At 62.2% G+C, this 21,849-nt stretch carries 22 protein-coding genes and 1 other RNA gene; 21 read left to right on the plus strand and 2 right to left on the minus strand.

The window, feature by feature from the left end; genetic code table 11:
• Positions 1 to 366 precede the first annotated feature (366 nt).
• The 15 genes from TQ98_RS08430 (at position 367) to TQ98_RS08500 (ending at position 13,880) form a co-directional block, all read left to right on the plus strand.
• Entirely contained in the window at positions 367 to 576 is a 210-nt protein-coding gene (locus tag TQ98_RS08430; RefSeq protein ID WP_044874902.1) for a pilus assembly protein PilA, read from the plus strand.
• A 484-nt stretch (positions 577 to 1,060) separates the two neighbouring features.
• Positions 1,061 to 1,267 (plus strand): pilus assembly protein PilA, encoded by a 207-nt coding sequence (locus TQ98_RS08435; protein WP_044875457.1) that lies wholly within the window; start codon positions 1,061 to 1,063, stop codon positions 1,265 to 1,267.
• A gap of 29 nt (positions 1,268 to 1,296) precedes the next feature.
• Entirely contained in the window at positions 1,297 to 1,812 is a 516-nt protein-coding gene (locus TQ98_RS08440) for a prepilin peptidase (protein WP_044875458.1), read from the plus strand.
• A gap of 17 nt (positions 1,813 to 1,829) precedes the next feature.
• The gene (locus TQ98_RS08445; protein ID WP_044874903.1) at positions 1,830 to 3,152 is read left to right on the plus strand and encodes an ATPase AAA; all 1,323 of its coding nucleotides are present in this window, start codon (positions 1,830 to 1,832) and stop codon (positions 3,150 to 3,152) included.
• A 12-nt stretch (positions 3,153 to 3,164) separates the two neighbouring features.
• On the plus strand, positions 3,165 to 3,974 hold the full coding sequence (gene cpaB / locus TQ98_RS08450) for a Flp pilus assembly protein CpaB (RefSeq protein WP_044874904.1): 810 nt from the start codon (positions 3,165 to 3,167) through the stop codon (positions 3,972 to 3,974).
• Positions 3,975 to 4,040: 66 nt separating this feature from the next.
• The gene (locus TQ98_RS08455) at positions 4,041 to 5,543 is read left to right on the plus strand and encodes a type II and III secretion system protein family protein (RefSeq protein ID WP_052659254.1); all 1,503 of its coding nucleotides are present in this window, start codon (positions 4,041 to 4,043) and stop codon (positions 5,541 to 5,543) included.
• Between the two features lie 14 nt (positions 5,544 to 5,557).
• A complete protein-coding gene (locus TQ98_RS08460; protein WP_044874905.1) occupies positions 5,558 to 5,830 on the plus strand; it encodes a hypothetical protein in 273 nt (90 codons plus the stop codon).
• Positions 5,831 to 5,867: 37 nt separating this feature from the next.
• Positions 5,868 to 7,211, plus strand: a complete 1,344-nt coding sequence (locus TQ98_RS08465) for a pilus assembly protein TadG-related protein (RefSeq protein WP_242443068.1) — start codon at positions 5,868 to 5,870, stop codon at positions 7,209 to 7,211.
• Positions 7,212 to 7,219: 8 nt separating this feature from the next.
• Positions 7,220 to 7,690 carry a TadE family protein gene (locus TQ98_RS08470; protein WP_044874907.1) on the plus strand — a complete coding sequence of 157 codons (471 nt, stop codon included), beginning with the start codon at positions 7,220 to 7,222 and terminating at the stop codon, positions 7,688 to 7,690.
• Positions 7,690 to 8,193: a TadE/TadG family type IV pilus assembly protein gene (locus TQ98_RS08475; protein ID WP_044874908.1), complete on the plus strand. Its 504-nt coding sequence runs from the start codon at positions 7,690 to 7,692 to the stop codon at positions 8,191 to 8,193. Before TQ98_RS08470 ends, TQ98_RS08475 begins: the two co-directional genes overlap by 1 nt.
• On the plus strand, positions 8,187 to 9,410 hold the full coding sequence (locus TQ98_RS08480) for an AAA family ATPase (protein ID WP_044874909.1): 1,224 nt from the start codon (positions 8,187 to 8,189) through the stop codon (positions 9,408 to 9,410). The genes TQ98_RS08475 and TQ98_RS08480 overlap by 7 nt, the downstream gene beginning before the upstream one ends.
• A 3-nt stretch (positions 9,411 to 9,413) precedes the next feature.
• Positions 9,414 to 10,841, plus strand: a complete 1,428-nt coding sequence (locus tag TQ98_RS08485) for a CpaF family protein (RefSeq protein ID WP_044874910.1) — start codon at positions 9,414 to 9,416, stop codon at positions 10,839 to 10,841.
• Between the two features lie 5 nt (positions 10,842 to 10,846).
• On the plus strand, positions 10,847 to 11,833 hold the full coding sequence (locus TQ98_RS08490; protein ID WP_044874911.1) for a type II secretion system F family protein: 987 nt from the start codon (positions 10,847 to 10,849) through the stop codon (positions 11,831 to 11,833).
• Between the two features lie 30 nt (positions 11,834 to 11,863).
• Positions 11,864 to 12,832: a type II secretion system F family protein gene (locus tag TQ98_RS08495; RefSeq protein ID WP_044874912.1), complete on the plus strand. Its 969-nt coding sequence runs from the start codon at positions 11,864 to 11,866 to the stop codon at positions 12,830 to 12,832.
• A gap of 1 nt (position 12,833) precedes the next feature.
• The gene (locus TQ98_RS08500) at positions 12,834 to 13,880 is read left to right on the plus strand and encodes a tetratricopeptide repeat protein (protein ID WP_044874913.1); all 1,047 of its coding nucleotides are present in this window, start codon (positions 12,834 to 12,836) and stop codon (positions 13,878 to 13,880) included.
• A 45-nt stretch (positions 13,881 to 13,925) separates the two neighbouring features.
• Here TQ98_RS08500 and TQ98_RS08505 read toward each other — a convergent pair whose 3' ends face one another.
• Positions 13,926 to 14,339, minus strand: coding sequence for an HU family DNA-binding protein (locus TQ98_RS08505; protein WP_277949287.1), 414 nt, complete (start codon positions 14,337 to 14,339; stop codon positions 13,926 to 13,928).
• A 169-nt stretch (positions 14,340 to 14,508) separates the two neighbouring features.
• On the opposite strand from TQ98_RS08505, the gene TQ98_RS08510 reads away from it, so the two are divergent.
• Together TQ98_RS08510 and ffs are read left to right on the plus strand one after the other, a co-directional pair.
• Positions 14,509 to 16,143 (plus strand): methyl-accepting chemotaxis protein, encoded by a 1,635-nt coding sequence (locus TQ98_RS08510; protein WP_044874915.1) that lies wholly within the window; start codon positions 14,509 to 14,511, stop codon positions 16,141 to 16,143.
• A 104-nt stretch (positions 16,144 to 16,247) separates the two neighbouring features.
• Positions 16,248 to 16,344: signal recognition particle sRNA small type (gene ffs, locus TQ98_RS08515), an RNA gene on the plus strand.
• Between the two features lie 31 nt (positions 16,345 to 16,375).
• On the opposite strand, the gene TQ98_RS08520 is transcribed toward ffs, so the two are convergent.
• Complete coding sequence (locus tag TQ98_RS08520; RefSeq protein WP_044874916.1) at positions 16,376 to 17,104, minus strand: transporter substrate-binding domain-containing protein; 729 nt, start codon at positions 17,102 to 17,104, stop codon at positions 16,376 to 16,378.
• Between the two features lie 143 nt (positions 17,105 to 17,247).
• Here TQ98_RS08520 and dnaX point away from each other — a divergent pair, with 143 nt between their 5' ends.
• The 4 genes from dnaX (at position 17,248) to TQ98_RS08540 (ending at position 21,791) form a co-directional block, all read left to right on the plus strand.
• Complete coding sequence (gene dnaX, locus TQ98_RS08525; protein ID WP_044874917.1) at positions 17,248 to 19,407, plus strand: DNA polymerase III subunit gamma/tau; 2,160 nt, start codon at positions 17,248 to 17,250, stop codon at positions 19,405 to 19,407.
• 11 nt (positions 19,408 to 19,418) lie between these two features.
• Positions 19,419 to 19,745 (plus strand): YbaB/EbfC family nucleoid-associated protein, encoded by a 327-nt coding sequence (locus tag TQ98_RS08530; protein WP_044874918.1) that lies wholly within the window; start codon positions 19,419 to 19,421, stop codon positions 19,743 to 19,745.
• A 191-nt stretch (positions 19,746 to 19,936) separates the two neighbouring features.
• Positions 19,937 to 20,536 (plus strand): recombination mediator RecR, encoded by a 600-nt coding sequence (gene recR, locus TQ98_RS08535; RefSeq protein WP_044874919.1) that lies wholly within the window; start codon positions 19,937 to 19,939, stop codon positions 20,534 to 20,536.
• A gap of 106 nt (positions 20,537 to 20,642) precedes the next feature.
• A complete protein-coding gene (locus TQ98_RS08540; RefSeq protein WP_044874920.1) occupies positions 20,643 to 21,791 on the plus strand; it encodes an acyl-CoA dehydrogenase family protein in 1,149 nt (382 codons plus the stop codon).
• The last annotated feature ends 58 nt before the right edge of the window (positions 21,792 to 21,849 follow it).

The raw sequence follows: 21,849 nt of genomic DNA on the forward strand, positions 1-21,849 counted from the left end.
CTGTGATCAGGAGTATTGTCATTCTGCTATTACATTAAAGAACCGATCCCTATAGCACTTATTGTTTTCATAACCAGCTGTTGTGCCCTGTTCTGGAAGCCCCAATTCTGGGGGTTCCACTGGTAGCCGGTCCGTTCGTCATCCGATCAATCACCGTGATTTCCCCTCCCGACAAGGTGGCGCAACGACTGGGGCGCTCCGTCCAGATACATCAATCGACCGTTCAGGGCGATTTGCAAGAAAGTCCTACTGGTCTGCAAAAAACTCCTAACTGGCCGTTCTGGGGGAGCACTAGGGTGGACTCAGGTGGATTGGTTAGTACCGCCGAATTCTGGTTGTAGGTACAACGTTAGCGAGGTGGGCGAAATGGCTTTTGAAGGGCTCAAGCGTTCAATGATCAAGTTCGTGAAGGACGAAGATGGCTTGACCATCGTGGAGTATGCCGTTGCCGGCGGCATCATCACCCTGGGTGTGGTTGCCGCTTTCACCTTGCTGGGCACAGAAGTGGATACCAACATCAGAGGGTTGTGCGGCGCGGTCAAATCCCGTGCGGGGACCCAGGCTGCAGCGTGCTGATCGGAGCGATATCCAAAGGGAGTTCCCGTCTCACGCCCGGATTGGAAGTGGTTCGCCGTACAGTCTGGGCGGCCGAGTAGCGCGGTGGTGTGCGACAGTCTCGCCACCGCGCGCCAGTCTTGTTTTTCCCCCCTTCAGAAAGCGCCAGAAGTGCTCCTGATGCTTCGGTGCTTGGTTCCCTTCAACGCTGCACGTCGCTCTCCACCGCGTCCGGACCCTCCAGAATCGCCGTCCCATGCGGTAGCCCCGGATAGCTTGCCGTTTGTCTCCGATGGACAGACAAGTCCCCCATTCTCGCCCGTATGCCTTGCTGTGCGGTGCTTCCAGCCCAGGCCATAGGCCCTGCGACGCATCAGCGGACAAAAAAGTCCTAGCAATCAGCAAAAAACTCCTAACGGCAATGGCTGGCGGCTGACTAGCTTCGAGATAGGCGGGCGAGAAGCATCGCCTGTCCTGGAGTAATCACTTGAATGAGGTGGGCGAAATGATTGAAGCAATCAAGGCATCGGTGACGAAGTTCGTGAAGGACGAGGGTGGCCTGACCATCGTCGAGTATGCCGTTGCCGGCGGCATCATCACCTTGGGTGTGGTCGCTGCGTTCACTCTGTTGGGTGGTGCGGTGGATACCAACATCAGAGGTCTGTGTGGTGCGGTCAAGTCTCGCGCAGGAACCCAGGCTGCCGCGTGCTGATTGGACCAATCGTGGAGAAAGAGGCCGTCATGCCCATGGAGCAGATTCTGCTTGTAGTTCTGTCAGGGCTGCTGGGGTGTGCGGTGGTGACGGATGTGCGTCGCCACCGTATTCCCAACCTGCTGATCCTGTTTGGATTGGCATTGGCGCTGGGCCTGCGCCTCTTTACCGGCGGTAGCAGTTCGGTCGGTGAGGGCTTGCAAGGATTGCTGATCGGTTTCGCGATCTTTCTGCCCCTGTATGCCTTTGGCGGGATGGCCGCTGGCGACGTCAAGCTGATGGCTATGACCGGCGCCTTTCTCACGCCGGGGGGCACACTCTGGGCAGCAGCGCTCAGCCTGATGGTGGGCGGATTGTGGGGGGCAATCTGGGTCCTTTCTCGTGGGCAGGTATTGAGGACGTTCGGGCGCTACTGGTTGATGGTGAAAGCGCGCTGCTACCTGGCCCCGGAGGCGGACGAGATAGCTGGCAAGCCACTTCCCTATGCAATAGCAATTCTGCTCGGAACCTTGATCAGCATTTTCTGGCAGCCATTCGGCCAGTAGCTTGTGGGAGATGAATCATGTATGCCGTCAGCGAAAGCGAAGCCTTTCCCAGCGAGCGAGAAGCCGTACAGCGGCTTGCACCTCAACCGCGCAATATTCGGGAAACCGGTCTGGCGGACAATTTCCTTGGCGACCTCGTCTGCAAGCACCTGCATGATGCCGGCGTGCTGGATATGCCGCGGCTGGTGGAGCGCCTGGCGCTGACAGGCGCTGTTCTGGAAGAAATCCTTACCTTCCTGCGCAAGGATGGCCGTATCGAAGTGCTGGGCCAGACCGGTGGGCAGGCCTTGCGCTATGGGCTCACCGAGCGTGGCCGCGCCTCGGCGCGTGATGCCCTGTCGCGCAGTGGGTACATCGGCGCCGCCCCCTTTCCGGTCAGCGCTTACCGCTCCTTGCTGAAAGTCCAGACCATCCACCACGGGCGCATTACCGCCCGTGATATGCAAGCCGCCTTTCATGGCGTGGTGCTCTCGGCAAGCATGATGGACCAGTTGGGAGTGGCCATGAATTCGGGCCGCGCCATCATGATCTACGGTCCGGCTGGTACCGGTAAGACCTATATCAGCAGCCGGCTGATCCGTCTCTTTGCCGAGGCAATATGGGTGCCCTATGCCATCGCCATCAACGAGTCGGTGGTGGAGATCTTTGATCCCCAGGTGCACCAGCGCCTGGAGGACTGCACACAGCCGAACAAGCTACTGCTGGACGAAGGTATCGACAGGCGCCTGGTGTGCTGCAAGCGGCCCATAGTGATCACCGGTGGCGAGCTCAGCATGGAACAGCTCGACATCCGCTACGACCCCTTTTCCCGTCTCTACCAGGCCCCGCTGCAACTGAAGGCGAGCAACGGCCTGTTCATCATCGACGACATGGGCCGTCAGCGCATGGCGCCAGCGGAGCTGCTGAACCGCTGGATCGTGCCCATGGAGGAGAAACGCGACTTTCTCAATCTGGGCGGTGGCCGCCACTGTGAGCTGCCGTTCGATCTGGTGCTGGTGTTTTCCACCAACCTCAATCCGCTGGAGCTGGCAGACGAAGCCTTTCTCCGACGCATCGGATACAAGCTGCATTTCACCTATCTGCAGCCGGAAGAGTACGAGCGCATCTGGCGCCAGGAAACTGAGCGTCTGGGCCTCGCTTTTGACCCAGTACTGCTGCGTTACGTACTGCAGGGACTCTATGAGGAGCAGGGCATGCCGCTGGTGCCCTGTCATCCACGTGACCTGCTCGGCATGGCCCAGGATCGCCAGCGTTACCTGGGGGAATCAGGCCCTCTCTCGCATAGCGACATGAAGTGGGCCTGGCACAACTATTTCGTCCAGCTCGACAGCCTTGGATAAGGAGATGCCGAAATGAGTGCTCGTACCCTCACCCTGATTACCCTGTCGCTGATCCTCGGGCTCGGTGCGGCCTGGATGGCCAACAACTGGTTGAGCAACAAGCTCAACGCAAACCCTGACGACGACCTGCGTGCCGTGGTAGTTGCCACGGTTGAGATCCCCTTCGGGCAGATGATCGAGGCGCAGCAGGTAACCGTTGTGCGCATGCCCAAGGATACGGTGCCGGATGACGCCTTCGATTCCACCGACCAGGTGATCGGCAAGATCGCCACCTTCTCCCACCTCCAGGGCGACATCCTGCGCAGTGCCCGGGTTGCCGAACATCTGGGTGGCAGCACCCTGGCCTCGCTGATAGCAGCGGACAAGCGTGCGGTTTCGGTACGGGTCGACGATGTGGTGGGTGTCGGCGGGTTCCTCCTCCCCGGCAACCGGGTCGACGTGCTGGCTACCAAGCAAACGGGTTCAAACAATACTGCCGAGTCCAGGACCATCCTTCAGGACCTGCGAGTGCTGGCCGTGGACCAGACCGCCAGTACTGACAAGACCCAGCCGGTGGTGGTGCGTGCCGTGACCCTGGAAATGACCCCCAAGGAAGCGGAAGTCCTGGTCAAGGCCATGAGCGAAGGCCGTCTGCAGCTGGCCCTGCGCAACCCGCTGGATGATCAGAAGAAGCCGGAAGTCCCAGTGGCCAGCGCGGCGAAACCGACGACTCCTGCGCCTGCTCCGGCCGCCCCCAGACCCATTGTCCGCCCCAATGATGGCGGCTACGGCGTGATCATCATTCGTGGTACGGAAGTGAAAGTGGCAAAGGCTCAGCTCTAGGTCGGTACTTGCGTCAGTCGGTGCAAAGGCGGTCAGGGAAGCGACCAATCACATGAGGATAGGGTTATGCAAAGCATTTGGAATGTTGGAACCCTGGCACTGGTCCTGATCGCCTGGACCCTGCATCCGGCTCCTGTGGATGCTGCGCAGCCAGCAGTGGTTGCGGCCCCCATGTCGTCGGCCAGTACTGGCCGTATCCAGGTGCCCATCTACAAGGCGCGGGTGCTCACTACTCGCGCACCGGTGAAACGCATCTCGGTGGGTAATCCGGAAGTCGCTGATCTCCTGATGACCAGCCCTACCCAGCTCTATCTGCTGGGGCGTTCCCTCGGCAGCACCAACGTGCTGCTCTGGGACAACAGCAATCGCCTGATCGATAGCCTCGACCTGGATGTGGTGCATGACCTCGGCGGTCTGAAGGAAAAGCTGCACCAACTGATGCCCAATGAGCGCATCGAGGTTTTCAGCTCCCAGGGCTCGCTGGTGCTGCGTGGCCAGGTCAGCAGCGCCTCGGTAGTGGATACCGCCGTGAAGGTGGCCAAATCCTATGCCGCCCAGACTGCCAGCGTGGTTCAGGGGGAGGGCGATGAGGCCAAGTCAACGCCGACCCAGTCGCTGGAGGTGATCAACCTGCTCACCGTCGGTGGCAGCCAGCAGGTGATGCTGGAGGTCAAGGTGGCGGAGATGCAGCGCAACCTGCTGAAGAGCCTCGACGTACGCTTCAATGCCGTTGGTTTGACCGGTAACTGGTCGTTGGGAGGCTTCAATAACGGCCAGCGCCTGGGCTTCGACCAGGATGGCGTGGTCAACCCGACCTCTCTGTTCGGATCTGGTAAGGGCTTCTTCGGCCAGTTCCTCTCGGATGACTTCCTCTTCAACGTGGTGCTGGAAGCGGCCAAGGACAATGGTTCGGCCAAGGTACTGGCCGAGCCGACCCTGACCACCCTCAGCGGACAGCAGGCGGAGTTCATCTCGGGCGGCGAGTTCCCGGTGCCCATCACCGAGGACGATGGCATCACCGTCGAGTTCAAGGAGTTCGGTGTCGGGGTCAAGTTCATTCCGGTCGTGCTGGATGACGGGCGCATCAACCTGAACCTCAATGTCTCGGTCAGCGAGCTGTCCAACGCCAATGCCTTGGCACTGGATACCGGTCTGGACAGCGTCCTGGGTGGAGGCGTGGCCCAGGTGATCCCGTCGCTGACCAAGCGCAGTGCCCAGTCCACGGTTGAGTTGGGCAACGGCCAGACCATCGCCATCGCCGGCCTGATCAGCGAGAACACCCGAGACTTTGTCAGTCGCTTCCCAGGCCTTGGCGACATCCCGGTACTGGGCCACCTGTTCCGCAGCCAGCAGTTCCAGAACGGGGAAACCGAACTGGTGATCCTGGTCACCCCACACCTGGCCAAGCCCATCGATGCCAAGACGGTGCGCCTGCCTACCGAGAAGTTCGTCGAGCCTAGTGACATGGACTTCTATCTGCTGGGCAAGACCAAGGGCCGTGAGCCCGGAAGGACGGTACCCGTCAGTCTCGGTGTCAGCGAAGGCCGCTTTGGCCACGATCTCAAGTAACCGGAGGCATGACCATGAAACTGATCATTCCGTGCTGCCTGATGGCGCTGTGCTGCGGTTGCGTCATGGATTACGAGGAGGGCCGGGTCGGCACTCTGGGTTACACCGTCTACCAGACCACCTACCAGCAGATCGCCGACAAGGAGCGGGCGGCCCATCCGGGTACTGAAGTCTCGTCCGCCGGGATGGATGGCCCGCTTGTCGAAAAGTCGATGGAGGGGTATCGGAACGCCTCCGGCAAGGCAGAGCAGGTGGGACAGCCTATCGAGATCAACATCGGCGATTGAGGGCAGCGTCATGAGCCAGCCAATTCGGCGATCTTGCTTGCCAGCGCTTCGACACCAACGGGGCGCAGTCCTGGTCCTGGTGGTGGTAGCCCTGCTGGCACTGCTGGCCGTCGCTGCGCTGGCGCTGGATGGCGGCCACATGCTGGTGAACAAGACACGGCTGCAAAATGCAGTGGATGCGGCGGCCCTGAGTGGCGCCAAGACCCTCAGCCAGGTAATGGGAGCGGCCAACGCGTCCACCCAGGTGCAGGCTGCGGCACTGGCAACCTTGAGTCTCAACGCTGCCGCCTCCGGGAACGGAGAGCTGGCCGACGCCATGGCCGGCAATGCGGGATTTGCCACGGTGGAATTGTCGAACAGTGTCTACGGCCCCTTCTCATTCCCGGGGCCGGCCAATTCCCGCTATGTCCGTGTGACCGTCCCGAACTACCCCCTGGCCGGATTTTTCTGGGGCATCCTGCAGGCCACGGGCGCCGGCACGCCAGACAAGGCGGTAGCGGCAGTCGCCACTGCGGGCCCCAGTCCGACCAGCCCTTGCGACCTGTCGCCTCTGATGGTTTGCGGCGACACCGCACCTGGCCAGAATGACCCGACCAACGGGTTGTTCTGGGGCTATCGCTTCGGCGACCTGGAACTCTTGAAAGCCGCGAAGAACAGCACGTCAGGAATCGGTCCTGGCAATTTCCAGTTGCTCGACTTCGGTGCAGGCGGCAAAACGGTCAGGGAGGAACTGGCAGGTGGGGGATTCCTCTGCCCGGATATCGGGAACAACGTGAGTACCAAGCCCGGCAACACTGCGGGGCCCTCTGTGCAAGGCCTTAATACGCGCTTCGGTGACTACAGCGGCCCGCTCAGCGCTCAGGACTACCCCCCGGATCTTGTCATCGACTACAACAAGCTGGACAACGGCAAGCCCGCTCTGGCGCCGGATCTGGATACCGACGCCGTGTCCTATACCGGTCCCGGTGGTGGAGTGGTCAGCACGGACTCTTCCGGCAACATCAGTACCGCTGATGGCACTGCGCTCTATGACTACAACGACTGGAAAAGCCAGGTGACCGGGTGTGTCGGCAATTCCTCCGGCGCAGGCTGCCAGAGCAACGGGGTCTTTGAGCGGCGCATGCTGAAGATCGTCATAGGCCAATGCACTGGCACCGACGGGGGCACCGCGTCGGTACCCGTACTGGGCTTCGGCTGCTTCTTCGTGCTGCAACCCATGGAGCAGCAGGGTGGGCAGGCCTGGATTCTTGGTCAGTTCGTCCGCCAGTGCGAAGGCGACAACGTACCCGTCTCCAATCCGGCCAACGCGCTCGGGCCGCAGATCATCCAGCTGTACAAGACCTACATCGACAACAACCAGACGCCGAGCGGCGACTCGTAGGAGGCGTCATGGGACGTCTTGAATTCAGGCGGACGCAGGCCGAACGCGGGGCAGCCATGGTGGAGTTCGCAATCACCTTGCCGTTCCTGCTCCTGCTGATGCTCGCCATAGGCGAAATCGGACGGATGTTGTTTCAGTACAACACCCTGCTGCAGGCCAATCGCGATGCGGTGCGCTATGTGGCGGGCAAGGCCTGGAACCCGACGCTTGGCACGGTGGATCTGAGCCTGCAGTTGCAGGCCGAGACCAAGAACCTTGCCGTGTATGGCTTGCCCGTGGTGCCGTCGGGCGGCCAGCCCCTGGTTCCAGGATTGACCACCGGGGATGTGCAGATCGTTGCAGTAGGGCTCAACCAGATACGGGTCACCACCAGCTATACCTTCGTGCCGATCGTGGGCACCGGCATCCCGGCTCTGCTCAGCAGCGCCATACCGCTGAACTTTCCCCTGGTCGCCACCACCATCATGAGGGTCCTGTGATGAACGCCAGGAAGATGCGTGGGGTGTACGTGGTGGAGTTCGCCGTCATCGGCCTGCTGCTGTTTATCGTGTTGTTTGGTGTTCTGGAGCTGGGGCGCCTCTATTTCACCGTGAATGCGCTGAATGAAACCGTGCGGCGCGGCGCTCGTCTGGCCTCAGTGTGCAATATCAGCGACCCCGTCATTCTGCGTCGGGCAATTTTCAACACTGCCGCGGACACTGGTGCCAGCAGCCTGATCGCCAACCTGGATACGGCCGACCTGACGTTGACCTACCTGGACGAAAATGGCGCGACAGTGGCCAACCCGAGCGACCTGGCCAGCGCCAACGGTTTTCGCGCCATCCGCTATGTGCAAGTGCAGGTGGCCAACTTCACCTTCGACCTGATGATTCCAGTGCTCGGCGGCACCATCACGCTCCCGGTCTTCAGGTCGGTCCTGCCCCGTGAAAGCCTCGGCCGCCATGCAGAGACGGGGGTATTGCCGGGGATTACGCCATGCTGAACAACCGGGAAGTTCCCATTACCTCGTCCTCCACGGCCCGCCAGGGGCTGCGTTTGCTGATCAGCAGTCGTGATGCAGCGGCATTGCGTCATCTGCAGGGCGGCTGTCAGCGTCTTCCTGGGCTGCTGGTGAACACGCGCCTGGTGACCAATGGGCACACCGATCCACTCTATGGGCTCGAACAAGTGCCCGACTTCCTGCTGCTGCGGGTCAGTCACCTGTGGCGTGAAGAACTGGCTGCCCTGTTGCAGCGTCCGGCCCATGACCGCCCGCCCTTGCTGGTCTGCGGCCCACTGGATGAACGGGAAGGCATGCGCCTGGCCATGCAGGCCGGCGCCAGGGACTTCCTGCCGGAGCCGGTAGCCGAGGAGGAACTGCTGGCGGCGCTGGGACGCATGATGGCCGAAGTGCGTTCCAGCAGTACGACCAACAATGGCAAGTTGGTCGCCGTGATCAATGCCAAGGGTGGTTCTGGCGCCACTCTGCTGGCCTGCAATCTGGCCCATCAGCTCAGCAGCCTGGGGGGCAACACCCTGTTGCTGGATCTGGACCTGCAGTTCGGCAGTGTGGCCCATTACCTGGATGTGCCGACCGCCCACAGTCATCTGGATGTGCTGCAGCAAGTCGACGAACTGGACAGTGTGGCGCTGCGTGGTTTCTGCAGTCACTTCAGCGCTGACCTGCATGTGCTGGGCGGCCGCTCCAGCGAGCTGTGCCTATCCCAGGACGTTCGCCTGGAGCAGTTGGAGTCTCTGCTGCGGCTGGCGCGCAGTACCTACGACTGGGTGGTGGCGGACTTGCCACGACAGATTGACCACCTCACGGGTATCACTCTGGAACAGGCCGATCGGGTGTACATCGTGGTGCAGCAGAGTCTCAGCCATTTGAAGGATGCCACTCGGCTCGTGCGCATCCTGCGGGATGACCTTGGGCTGCAGGGCAACCGCCTTCAGGTGGTGGTCAATCGTTACAACAAGGCGTCGCCCGTGACCCTTCACGACATCGCCGAGGCGTTGCGCTGCGAAGTCCTGCAGAGACTGCCAAACGACTATGCGGTGGTCACTGAAAGCCAGAACACCGGCGTGCCGCTGGAGCTTCATGCACCTCGGGCACCACTGACGCTGGCCATGCGCGAATTGAGTCAGGAATTGCTCGGCACCGAAGAAACAGATCAGGGATTGCTCAAACGTGCTTTCGGCCGTCTGTTTGGGAGATAGATCATGCTCAGCGAGTTCCGCAATCGCCTGCGTCAGAACACCAGCAAGAGCACTGTTTCTCCTGGGGAGGAGCAATCTGGCGTTGCAGCTGAAAATCCGCTGATGGCCTGGGAGACCTGCGCGCCGGACACCCCCTACGAGACCAGGACGCACCTCAACCAGGTGGAGGCCGAGTGTCGGGAGAAGACCTACCAGCAGTTGCTCAAGATCATGGACCTGTCCCTGCTGGATTCCCTTGAGCCGGCTGAAGCGGCGCGGCAGATACGCGAGATTTGCCTGCGCCTTCTGGATGAGGCTGCCGCACCGGTTACCGCCAACATCCGTCAGCTGATCATCAAGCAGATCACCGACGAAGTGCTCGGACTTGGCCCCCTGGAGCCGTTGCTGTCTGACCACAGCGTGTCGGACATCCTGGTCAATGGCCACGCATCGGTGTACGTCGAGCGCCATGGCAAGCTGCAACGCACCGATGTGCGCTTTCGCGACGACCAGCATTTGCTGAACATCATCGACCGGATTGTCTCCAGCCTGGGGCGGCGTATCGATGAATCGTCGCCGCTGGTGGACGCGCGCCTGAAGGATGGCTCGCGGGTCAACGCGATCATTCCGCCGCTGGCCATTGACGGGCCGAGCCTGTCGATCCGCCGTTTTGCGGTTGACCTGCTCAATGCCGAGAGCCTGATCCAGATGGGCACCCTGATCCCAGCCATTGCTCTGGTGCTGAAGGCCATAGTGCGCGGCCGGATGAATGTCCTGGTGTCCGGCGGTACTGGCACGGGGAAGACCACCATGCTCAACGTGCTGTCCAGCTTCATCCCGCATAACGAGCGCATCGTTACCATCGAAGACTCCGCCGAATTGCAGCTCCAGCAGCCCCATGTAGTGCGGCTGGAAACCCGGCCGGCGAACATCGAGGGGCGCGGCGAGGTGAACCAGCGCGAACTGGTGCGCAACAGCCTGCGTATGCGCCCTGACCGCATTGTTATCGGCGAGGTGCGTGGCGCAGAGGCGCTGGACATGCTCACAGCGATGAACACCGGCCACGACGGTTCGCTCACCACCATCCACGCCAACACGCCCCGCGATGCCCTGGGGCGGATCGAGAACATGGTGTCCATGACCGGAGCCACCTTCCCGATCAAAGCCCTGCGCCAGCAGATCGCCTCGGCGATCGACGTGGTGATCCAACTGGAGCGCCAGGAGGACGGTCGGAGGCGTCTGGTCAGCGTGCAGGAGATCAACGGCATGGAGGGCGAGATCATCACCATGACCGAGATATTCGGCTTCGAGCGGTGCGGCATAGGCGAGCACGGCGAGGTGCTGGGGGATTACCGCCCGACGGGCATGGTGCCGGCTTTCCGCGATGTCCTGGCCAAGCGCGGCATCGAGTTGCCGCTCAACCTGTTCCGGCCTGAATGGATGGAGGGATAGCAGTCATGAGCCAGATTCCCTCGGAGTTCATCCTGGCCTTTCTGGGCATGGTGTTTGTCGCCGTCTTCCTGCTCAGCCAGGGGCTGGTGGTGCCGGTATTCGGTGAGGCGAGCAAGGTACGCAAGAGGATCCGGACACGTCTGGATCTGCTGGAACATGCCAGCAACCTGCCAAACATGCAGACCGTCTTGCGGCAGAAATACCTGAAGCACCTGTCTCCGCTGGAAGCGGCACTGGAGCAGATGCCTTTCATGGAACGCCTGGCACAAATGATCGAGCAGTCGGGGCGTGAGTACCGTGCCTATCGGGTTGTGTTGCTTGGCGTAGTACTGGCCCTGGTGGCGGCGGGCGGGATGTGGATGGTGCTGAAACTTTGGTGGGCGGCCCTGATTCTGGGGGCCGTGGTGTTCTGGATACCGATCCTGAAAGTCTCCAGCGATCGTGCCAAGCGATTCGCTGCCTTTGAAGAAGGTCTGCCGGATGCCTTGGAGGCCATGTGCCGAGCCCTGCGTGCCGGGCACCCCTTCAACGAGACCCTGCGTCTGGTGGCGGAAGAACACAAGGGGCCCGTGGCTCACGAGTTTGGTCTGACCTTCGCTGACATCAACTACGGCAACGATGTGCGCCGGGCCATGCTCGGCCTGCTGGAGCGCATGCCGAGCATGACGGTGATGATGCTGGTGACCTCCATCCTGATCCACCGGGAAACCGGCGGTAATCTGACCGAGGTTCTGGAGCGCCTGAGCAGCCTCATTCGTGGGCGTTTCCGCTTTCAGCGCAAGGTCAAGACGCTGTCGGCGGAAGGGCGCATGTCGGCCTGGATCCTGGTTGCCATACCCTTCGTGCTGTCCTCGGCGATCATGCTTACCACCCCGACCTATCTGCCTTTGCTGATCAAGGAGACGCTCGGCCAGAAACTGGTGATGGCCGCCTTCGTTGCCATGCTGCTGGGCATTTTCTGGATCCGCAGGATCATCCGAATCCAGGTTTGAGGTTCACGAACCTGACGGAAGGAGTGTGTCATGGACTATCTGCTTGGTCTGATCAATGGCGCAGTAGGCGACGAGCAAATCGCGCGTCTCCTGTTTCTCCTTGGAGTGGGCATCAGCGCGATGCTTGCCGCAGTCACCGTGGGGCTGCTGGTGCTCGGGATGCAGGACCCGGTCCAGCGCCGCTTGGCCCTGATCAAGCGTGGACAGGGCGAGCTGGTCAATGGACAGCGCCCGCCCAGCAACTTGCAATTGCTGCTGGAGCGGGTTGGCCAGCGAATTTCCCCCGAGGATGAGCGCAATCTGTCTGCCACCCGCGTCCTGCTGATGCACGCCGGTTATCGCTCGAATTCGGCCGTGCAGATGTACTGGGCCATTCGTCTGCTCTTCCCCTTGCTGACGCTGGGTGTAGCGGTGCTGGCCATGCCGTTCCTGCCCAAGATATCTGTGACGGTTGGCCTGCTGATTGCTTCGGCTGCCGTCGGTGTTGGCTGGCTGGCGCCGGCTCTGCACGTGGAGAAGCGCAAGGAAGCCCGCATCAATCGCTTGCGGGCGGCTTTTCCGGACGCGTTGGACTTGATGGTCGTTTGCGTCGAGTCGGGCCTGGCCCTGCCGCAAGCCATCGAGCGGGTGGCCGACGAGATGGCTGTGAGCCAGGTAGAACTGGCTGAGGAGCTGGCGCTGGTCAATGCCGAAATCCGCGCGGGCATTCCGAGTACCAAGGCGCTGAAGCATCTGGCCGAACGCACTGGCCTCGACGACCTGCAGGGTTTGGTGAGTCTGCTGTCGCAGAGCATCCGTTTCGGCACCAGCGTGGCGGACACCTTGCGCGTCTATGCCGAGGAGTTTCGCGACCGGCGGACCCAGGCTGCTGAAGAGCGGGCAGCGAAAATCGGCACCAAACTGGTATTCCCACTAATCTTCTGCCTGTGGCCAAGCTTCTTCCTGGTGGCCATTGGGCCCGTCATCGTCGGGGTACTCAAAGCCTTCGGGAAGCTGTGACATGAAGAAAATCAGTCTGCTGATGGCCATGATGGCTGTGCTGTCGGGATGCCAGAACATGGGGCCGGAGACGTCCGGGGGGATCAAGTCGATCTACCGCGGCGACAACTCGGTGCTCTATCAGGTTCAGACCCAGGTCAACTCTCCTGACCAGGCCATGCAGCTGGCCGCCCGATCCTATCAAGCCGGCGACATGGACCAGGCACTGTTCCAGTACCTGCGCGCCATTGAACTGGACCCCAAGCGCTATGAAGCCCTGGTCTGGGTGGGGCGCATCCATCGGGAACGGGGTAATACGCAACTGGCAGAAATGGCGTTCTCCGAGGTGCTGGACAACGACCCGGGCAATCTCCACGCCTCGGCCGAAATGGGCCTGCTCAACCTCGCCCTCCGCCGCTACGACAAGGCGGAGGAGTTCCTGCTCCAGGCTCTGGGTGGTGATCAGCAGAGGTTGGGCGGCGCCTCGAAGGTAGCACTTGGCGATGTGGCTACGCTCAAGGTGGACAGCAAGTCCCCAGTAAGGGTGTACAACGGCCTGGGCGTGCTGATGGACCTTCGCGAAAACTTCGCCGTATCCGAAGGCTTCTACCGCCTGGCCATGCAGATCGAGCCCCGTTCGGGGCTGGTGCAGAACAGCATGGGCTATTCCTACTACCTGGCGGGTCGTTGGGCCGATGCGGAGCGGGCCTACAAGCAGGGCATCAGCTTTGAGCCCGAGTACCACCCGTTGTGGCGGAATTACGGTTTGCTGCTGGCGCGGATGGGGCGCTATGAGGAAGCGATCTCGGCCTTCGAACAGGTCGAGAAGCGCGCAGAGGCGAGCAATGATGTCGGCTACATCTGCCTGGTGGAAGGCAAGCTGGAAGAGGCTGAGCAGTTCTTCCGCAGCGCCATCGAGCAGTCGCCGGCCCATTACGAGACGGCCTGGGAGAATCTGAATCGGGTACAGCAGATTCGCCGACTGCGTGGTCTGGGGAGCAATTCGGCAGACGTTGTGCCGGTTGCGGTAGTGCCAGCTGCACAGGTGAATCCTGCGCCTGCGCCCTGACGGTGGACAAAAAAGGGGCGGGCCATTGGCCTGCCCCTTCTTTCATTACTTGTTGACCGCGTCGCTCAGGCCTTTCGCCGGTACGAACTTGACCACCTTCTTCGCGGCGATCTGGATGGTCTTGCCAGTCTGCGGGTTGCGACCGGTGCGGGCGGGACGGTCGCCGACCTTCAGCTTGCCGATTCCCGGCAGGGTGATCTCATCACTGTTTTCCAGGGAATCGCTGACGATCTCGCTGAGCTGGTCCAGCACGGCGCGCACGGCGGCCTTGGTGGTATCGGTAGCTTCTGCGATGTCAGAGATCAGCTGGTCTTTGGTGATTGCCATGGTGTTGCTCCATTGAGTGAATGACTGGCTTGTGGCCTGGCCGGTCGCGCCGGCCCTGGTGAGACAAGCGGCGAGCCTGGAAGTGCGGGTGGCGGTTGCGACCGAGGGCCGGAACCCGGACGAAGCTAGCACAAATGCGCCGGCTGACTCGGGTGGTTGAGCGGGTTTTACGCAGAAATCACGCGGCCTGTTGTGCAAGGCCGGGAACAATCAAGAAAAGTGGTCGACCGATGCGGGCTCTGGCTCCAGGGGGTGGACCGGCTACGCTTGGCTGTACGCGCTACGCGCAAGGAGAGACGCCATGCTACGTGCCTTTGCTGATCTGGGTTTTCGCTGGAAAGTCGCTCTGCCCATCATGCTGCTGGCGTTGCTATTGATACTGGTGGGCGGCCTTGGGATGCAGGGCATCGCTCAGGTGGCTGATTCCAGCAAGCAATTGACCAATCGCTACCTGCCTGCCATCAGCCTGCTGCTAAATGCCGATCGTGATCTGTACCAGGCCTTCGTTGCCGAACGCAGTCTGCTGGACGAGGCCGCTGGCGACCACGCGCAGGCGCTCAAAGCGTCCCACGGGGAAAACATGCAGCAGGCGTACGACCGTGTGCACCAGTACGCGGCCCTTGGCCCCGGCGCGGAAGCCCGGAAACTGGTGGAGCAATTCGACCGCGGCTTCGCCCAGTGGAAGGCGACCTCGCTGCAGGTCCTGGAGTTGTCGACCCGGGACCCGGTGGCGGCCAGCACGCTCAGCTTCGGCGACGGCGAGCGCCAGTTCGAGGCCATGCGCGATGCCATCGACAAGCTTGGCGAGTTGGAAGACAAGGCCGCCAATAGCGAAGGGCAGGGCGCTATCGCCCTCGGGGAGGCGCGCAGCTGGCAGCAGGGCGTGGTCATCGCGGTTGGCCTGGCCTTGTGCCTGGTGTTGATGATCGGTTTCCCATTGCTGGTAACCCGTCCGCTGCAAAACCTCCTCGAACGCATCGAGCAGATCGCCGACGGCGACGGTGATCTTCGAGTGCGGCTGGATGTGATGTCACGGGACGAACTGGGCAAGCTCAGCCATGCCTTCAACAGGTTCCTCGACAAGCTGCAGCCGCTGATCCGCGAGGTCAGTCGGGTGACCGGCGAGGTTGCGGACTCGGCCCTCAGCCTGGCGGGACTGGCTGCGGCCAATGACCGGCTGATCAGCAGTGAGCACGCGGCCGTGGACCAGGTGAGCACTGCCGCCACGGAAATGTCCGCGGCGGTGCAAGAGGTGGCGCGCAATGCCCAGAGTGCCGCAGATGCGGCGCGCGTTGCGGAGGAACAGTCCCGTGAAGGTGCCCAGGTGGTGGGGGCGACCATCGATGCCATTCGGCAGCTGGCGCAGGAGGTGGAGAGCGCATCGCGCACCATCGGCACCCTGGAGCAGGAGACCTCGAAGATCGACGCGGTGCTGGCGGTGATAAAGGGCATTGCCGACCAGACCAACTTGCTAGCCCTGAATGCCGCCATCGAGGCGGCGCGTGCCGGCGAGCTGGGTCGGGGTTTCGCAGTGGTGGCGGACGAGGTGCGGGCCCTCGCGGCCCGGACCCAGGAGTCCACCAAAGACATCCAATTGATGATCGAACGCCTCCAGGCCGGGGTGCAGGAGGCGGTGCTGGCCATGCGCTCGGGCAGCCTGAAGGCCCGAGACAGTGTTGAGCGCGCGGCAGGCGCGGACCAGGCGCTTACCGATACCGGCGGCTCGGTACAGCGGATCAATGACATGGCGGCACAGATCGCCACGGCCTGCGAGGAGCAGAGCAGCGTCACCGAGGAGATCGCGCGCAACATCAGCGATATCCGTGACCTCTCCACCGAGGCCGCGCAGACGTCGGAAAAGAGCACCCAGGCCAGCCGGCACCTTTCCGAACTGTCCACTGGTCTGGCCCAGTTGGTGGGGCGCTTCCGGGTCTGATTCGCAAGTGCTTGTAAGGAAACCGGTTTTACCGGTTGTAAGTTGGCGAAGAGCCGGTACAATGGCGCGGCTCGCCGATCTGGCGAGCTGCGTGATGGTGGCCCTGCCGGTCCCCCCGCAACGATCAGCCGTGAACCCGGTCAGGCCCGGAAGGGAGCAGCCGCAGCGGTGAAATCGTGTGCCGGGGTGTGGCTGGTGGGGTCACCTCCAATCTCTCCCTCGCTGCCGAACCTTACTGGTAGCGCGCCAGAATCTCCTCGATCTCCCCTGACTCCTTCATTTGCAATAGCGTTTGCAGGATGCGTTGTGCGGGTAGCGTCGGGTCATTGCGTACCAGGCAGCTCACGGGTTCTTCTTCCAGCGTGGCAACATCAATCAGGCGATCGCCGTCCGGCAGATCGCGATTGAACCAGCCCAAGGCCATTTCGCTACTCACCGCGTACCGGTAGCGTCCCGCCAGCAGCTTTTGCAGCACCAGGTCCTGATTGCGTGCCTCGTCCCGTTGCACGGCACCGTGGTCGAACAATGGCTGCAAGCGCGGATAGGAGTAGCCAAGGACGGTGCCAATGCTCTGCCCGGATATGGCTTCGGGACTCGTTAGAGGTTCGCTGCCCTGGCGGGCCACGATCACATCACGCTGGTGGAGAATCGGGACGCTCCAGAGGTAGCTGTCGCTGTTGCCGATCCACTTTGGGCTGATATAGCACCGAACATCAATCTCGCCCTGTTTCAGGGCCAGTTCCACTCGATTGCGAGGCAGTACCAGGACTTTGACCGGAATGCCGAGTTTCTGCGACAGGCGCTGGATCACGTCGTGGATGATGCCGCCCACCAGGCGGTTTTCCTTGAACCTGGCCAGCGGCATGGCCCAGCTGTCCACTGCCGAGAAGCGTAATGTGGAGGGCGCAGCACTGCCAAAAGCGCTCCAGCAAAGAAGAAGGGCGAGGACAAATGAGCGCATTGGGCTCCCTCGTCTGGGTGGACGGTGCTTCACAATGCCCGTTGCAGGACGGATTGAACAGTGCGCAAATCGCATCGGATGCAATTTGTGCATCGCTCCGCTAGCATTAGCTTCTTCTGCTTCCCCAGACGCGATGGTTTTCAATGAGTTATCAGGTACTTGCACGTAAGTGGCGTCCGCGCTCGTTCCGCGAAATGGTCGGCCAGACCCATGTGCTGAAAGCCTTGATCAATGCCCTGGACAACCAGCGCCTGCACCATGCCTATCTTTTCACCGGCACCCGTGGCGTGGGCAAGACCACCATCGCGCGCATCCTCGCCAAGTGCCTTAACTGCGAGACCGGCATCAGCTCCACTCCCTGCGGCCAGTGTTCGGTCTGCCGGGAGATCGATGAAGGGCGTTTCGTCGACCTGATCGAAGTGGACGCCGCCAGCCGCACCAAGGTTGAAGACACCCGCGAACTGCTGGACAACGTGCAGTACGCCCCCAGCCGAGGCCGTTACAAGGTCTACCTGATCGACGAAGTGCACATGCTCTCCACGCACTCGTTCAACGCCTTGCTGAAGACCCTTGAAGAACCGCCGCCCCACGTCAAATTCCTGCTGGCCACCACCGACCCGCAGAAGCTGCCAGTCACCATCCTTTCGCGCTGCCTGCAGTTCTCCCTGAAGAACATGCCGCCGGAGCGTGTGGTCGAGCACCTGACCCACGTTCTGGGCGCTGAGAATGTGCCCTTCGAAACCGATGCGCTCTGGCTGCTGGGCCGCGCCGCCGACGGTTCCATGCGCGATGCCATGAGCCTCACCGACCAGGCCATCGCCTTTGGCGAAGGCAAGGTGCTGGCTGCCGATGTGCGTGCCATGCTGGGCACGCTCGATCATGGTCAGGTCTACGGCGTACTCCATGCGCTGCTGCAGGGCGATGCCCGTGCGCTGCTGGAGGCCGTTCGCCAGTTGGCGGAGCAGGGGCCGGACTGGAATGGCGTGCTTTCCGAGATGCTCAACGTGCTGCACCGCGTGGCCATTGCCCAGGTGCTGCCGGATGCCGTCGACAATGGCCAGGGTGATCGCGAGCGCGTTCTGGCCCTGGCGCAGGCGCTGCCTGGCGAAGACGTGCAGTTCTATTACCAGATGGGCCTGATTGGTCGCCGTGACCTGCCCCTGGCGCCGGATCCGCGCAGCGGTTTCGAGATGGTGCTATTGCGCATGCTGGCGTTCCGCCCGGCCGATGCCGAAGGCGCGCCAAAGGTGGTGCTAAAGGACCCGGGGATCAGCCAGGCCACAGCTGATCCCCGGACCAACCCAGTGGCCGGAGCCGCCGTGTCGGCTCCGGTTGCCGTTTCCGCACCGGCACCCGCTCCCGTTGCAGCGACCACGCCTGCACCGGCCGTTGCTTCCGCTCCCGTGGCGAGCGAGCCTGTCGCGGCTCCGTCTCCGTCTCCGTCTCCGTCTCCGGTCGTCGAGGCGCCTGCGCCTGCGGCCGAAGTTCCGGTCGTTGCTCCCGTGAAAGAGGACATTCCGCCGGCGTCGGTCGTCGAACCCGTTGCCGAGCCTGTTCCTGGGCCCGTGATGGAAGCTCCCGCTGTCGTGGAGGACGCTCCGGCCGAGGTGGTAGATCTGCCTTGGGAAGAGCCTTCTGCTCCTGCGGCGGCTGCTCCCGTCGTGGAGCCCCAGCCTGAGCCGGAACCGGAACCCGCGCCGATTGCTGAGTCCGCACCTGTTGTGGCCGAGTCCGTGGCGACGTCCCTGCCCGATGCGGCTCCGGCCAATGACGATGCCGATGACGAGCCGCCGCTCGGCGACTACGAGGATTACTACTCCGCTGATGGCGACAGCATCGCCTACCTGGATGACCTGGGTCCGGCGGAAGAACCGGCCGCTGCGCCGGAAGTGCTGCCCGCCGCTCAGCCGGCCACCGGTCTGGCTGCCGAATGGCTCGACCTGTTCCCGCGCCTGGGGCTGTCCGGCATGACTGGCAACATCGGCGCCAACTGCACCTTGGTGGCGGTAGAGGGCGACGTCTGGCGGCTTCACCTGGACCCCGCGCAGAGCGCGCTGTTCAATTCCAACCAGCAGCGTCGCCTGAACGACGCGCTGAATCAGTATCACGGGCGTACCCTGAAGCTTGAAGTTGAAGTGCGTCGCCCGGAACAGGAAACTCCGGCCCAGGCTGCTGCACGCAAGCGCGCCGCTCGTCAGCGTCAGGCCGAGGAAGCCATTGCCAGCGATCCGCTGGTACTGAAAATGATCGAACTGTTCGGCGCCCAGGTGCGCGCCGACACCATTGAACCCCTTGACCGCTGAGGACAATCACCATGATGAAGGGTGGCATGGCAGGCCTGATGAAGCAGGCCCAACAAATGCAGGAAAAGATGCAGAAGATGCAGGAAGAGCTGGCCAATGCCGAAGTCACCGGTCAGTCCGGTGCCGGTCTGGTGAGCGTGGTGATGACCGGTCGTCATGACGTCAAGCGCGTCACCCTGGACGACAGCCTGATGCAGGAAGACAAGGAGATCCTTGAAGACCTGATCGCCGCTGCGGTGAACGATGCCGTGCGCAAGATCGAGCAGAACAACCAGGAAAAAATGGCTGGCATGACTGCTGGTCTGCAGCTGCCCCCTGGTTTCAAAATGCCCTTCTGAGTGGGTGACGCCCAGCCGGCACGCATTACTGCGTTGCGCGCGGCCGCGGGCGTCCGCATTTACAGACATAAACTCCGGTGCCCTCGGCCGCTCGCGCCTTGCACGGCATACCGCCTGGTCGCCCCGATCGATAGCAATGGGGCGGCACCGGAGTTTCTCCAACCTCAATCTCCCCCCATCCTGAGACGCCCATGAGCTTCAGCCCGCTGATTCGCCAACTGATCGACGCCCTGCGCATCCTGCCCGGTGTGGGCCAGAAGACTGCACAGCGCATGGCGCTGCAGTTGCTGGAGCGTGATCGCAGTGGTGGTCTGCGCCTGGCCCAGGCGCTGACGGCGGCGATGGAAGGGGTGGGGCATTGCAAGCAGTGCCGGACCCTGAGCGAAGAGGCGCTCTGTCCCCAGTGCGCCGACCCGCGCCGGGACGACTCGCTGCTCTGTGTGGTCGAGGGTCCCCTGGATGTCTTCGCCGTTGAGCAGACGGGCTATCGGGGGCGCTTCTTCGTGCTCAAGGGGCATTTGTCCCCGTTGGACGGGCTCGGCCCTGAGGCCATTGGCATTCCCGAGTTGATGGCGCGCATCGAGGCCGGCAGCTTTGCCGAGGTGATCCTGGCCACCAACCCCACAGTGGAGGGCGAGGCCACCGCCCACTACATCGCCCAGTTGCTGGCGCCGAAGTCCATCGTCGTCTCTCGAATCGCCCACGGCGTGCCGCTGGGAGGGGAGCTGGAGCTGGTGGACGGCGGTACGTTGGCCCACGCCTTGGCCGGGCGCCGGCCGATTGGATCCTGAGCGGGTTCTGTTTCGGCTGATACGACCTTGCCGATGGCAAAAGTCTCGCCTTGAAAACCAAGCAAGCGCTCGGTAAGTTCATTCGATCTTACCGGGGAGTCTTGCCATGTCTGCCTATCAGGAATACTTCGACGAGTCCCACCAACTGGTGCGGGATTCGGTGCGTCGCTTTGTCGAGCGAGAAATCCTGCCCCATATCGCTGAATGGGAAGAGGCCGAAGAGTTTCCGCGTGAGCTTTATCTCAAGGCTGGCGCAGCCGGAATCCTCGGGATCGGCTACCCCGAGCCGCTCGGCGGCAGCCATGAGGGCGATCTGTTCGCCAAGGTAGCGGCCAGCGAGGAGCTGATGCGCTGTGGTTCCGGCGGTCTGGTGGCTGGGCTGGGCTCCCTGGATATCGGCTTGCCACCGGTGATCAAGTGGGGCCGCGCCGAGTTGCGGGAGCGGATCGTGCCGCAAGTGTTGGCGGGCGAGAAGATCATGGCCTTGGCCGTCACCGAGCCTTCCGGTGGCTCGGATGTTGCCAACCTCAAGACCCGGGCTGTGCGTGATGGCGCCTTCTACCGCATCACTGGTAGCAAGACCTTTATTACCAGCGGCGTACGCGCCGATTACTACACCGTGGCAGTGCGCACCGGCGGCGAAGGGTTCGGCGGTGTCAGCCTGCTGCTGGTGGAGAAGGGCACCCCGGGTTTCACCGTCGGACGCAAGCTGAAGAAGATGGGCTGGTGGGCCTCGGACACCGCCGAGTTGTTCTTTGATGACTGCAAGGTGCCGGTGGAGAATCTGATCGGCATGGAAAACATGGGGTTTGCCTGCATCATGGCGAACTTCCAGAGCGAGCGCCTGGCCCTGGCGATCATGGCCAACATGACCGCACAGCTCGCGCTGGAGGAGTCGCTGAAATGGGCCGCCGAGCGCGAAGCCTTCGGCAAGCCGATTGGTCGCTTCCAGGTACTGCGCCACCGCATGGCAGAAATGGCCACCCAGCTGGAAGTATCCCGCGAGTTCACCTATCGCCAGGCGGCGAAGATGGCGGGGGGCAAGAGCGTGATCAAGGAAATCTCCATGGCGAAGAACTTCGCCACCGATATTGCCGACCGGATCACCTACGACGCCGTACAGATGCTGGGTGGCATGGGGTATATGCGCGAGAGCCTGGTGGAGCGGCTCTACCGCGATAACCGCATCCTCTCCATCGGTGGCGGCACGCGGGAAATCATGAACGAGATCATCGCCAAGCAAATGGGTCTTTGAGCGACGCAGGAGCTTCCGAACGGGAGTTCCGGTTTTCTTTGGTTCGTATATATTTCGA

This window comes from Pseudomonas sp. LFM046, from assembly GCF_000949385.2.
Lineage (GTDB): Bacteria > Pseudomonadota > Gammaproteobacteria > Pseudomonadales > Pseudomonadaceae > Metapseudomonas.

Coding starts and splice junctions, on each gene's coding strand:
- cpaB (WP_044874904.1), top strand. CDS start 3,165: ATGAGTGCTCGTACCCTCACCCTGATTACCCTGTCGCTGATCCTCGGG.
- TQ98_RS08500 (WP_044874913.1), top strand. CDS start 12,834: ATGAAGAAAATCAGTCTGCTGATGGCCATGATGGCTGTGCTGTCGGGA.
- TQ98_RS08435 (WP_044875457.1), top strand. CDS start 1,061: ATGATTGAAGCAATCAAGGCATCGGTGACGAAGTTCGTGAAGGACGAG.
- TQ98_RS08530 (WP_044874918.1), top strand. CDS start 19,419: ATGATGAAGGGTGGCATGGCAGGCCTGATGAAGCAGGCCCAACAAATG.
- TQ98_RS08475 (WP_044874908.1), top strand. CDS start 7,690: ATGAACGCCAGGAAGATGCGTGGGGTGTACGTGGTGGAGTTCGCCGTC.
- TQ98_RS08480 (WP_044874909.1), top strand. CDS start 8,187: ATGCTGAACAACCGGGAAGTTCCCATTACCTCGTCCTCCACGGCCCGC.
- TQ98_RS08430 (WP_044874902.1), top strand. CDS start 367: ATGGCTTTTGAAGGGCTCAAGCGTTCAATGATCAAGTTCGTGAAGGAC.
- TQ98_RS08540 (WP_044874920.1), top strand. CDS start 20,643: ATGTCTGCCTATCAGGAATACTTCGACGAGTCCCACCAACTGGTGCGG.
- TQ98_RS08520 (WP_044874916.1), bottom strand. CDS start 17,104: ATGCGCTCATTTGTCCTCGCCCTTCTTCTTTGCTGGAGCGCTTTTGGC.
- TQ98_RS08470 (WP_044874907.1), top strand. CDS start 7,220: ATGGGACGTCTTGAATTCAGGCGGACGCAGGCCGAACGCGGGGCAGCC.
- TQ98_RS08485 (WP_044874910.1), top strand. CDS start 9,414: ATGCTCAGCGAGTTCCGCAATCGCCTGCGTCAGAACACCAGCAAGAGC.
- TQ98_RS08440 (WP_044875458.1), top strand. CDS start 1,297: ATGCCCATGGAGCAGATTCTGCTTGTAGTTCTGTCAGGGCTGCTGGGG.
- TQ98_RS08490 (WP_044874911.1), top strand. CDS start 10,847: ATGAGCCAGATTCCCTCGGAGTTCATCCTGGCCTTTCTGGGCATGGTG.
- TQ98_RS08460 (WP_044874905.1), top strand. CDS start 5,558: ATGAAACTGATCATTCCGTGCTGCCTGATGGCGCTGTGCTGCGGTTGC.
- recR (WP_044874919.1), top strand. CDS start 19,937: ATGAGCTTCAGCCCGCTGATTCGCCAACTGATCGACGCCCTGCGCATC.
- TQ98_RS08510 (WP_044874915.1), top strand. CDS start 14,509: ATGCTACGTGCCTTTGCTGATCTGGGTTTTCGCTGGAAAGTCGCTCTG.
- TQ98_RS08455 (WP_052659254.1), top strand. CDS start 4,041: ATGCAAAGCATTTGGAATGTTGGAACCCTGGCACTGGTCCTGATCGCC.
- TQ98_RS08495 (WP_044874912.1), top strand. CDS start 11,864: ATGGACTATCTGCTTGGTCTGATCAATGGCGCAGTAGGCGACGAGCAA.
- dnaX (WP_044874917.1), top strand. CDS start 17,248: ATGAGTTATCAGGTACTTGCACGTAAGTGGCGTCCGCGCTCGTTCCGC.
- TQ98_RS08445 (WP_044874903.1), top strand. CDS start 1,830: ATGTATGCCGTCAGCGAAAGCGAAGCCTTTCCCAGCGAGCGAGAAGCC.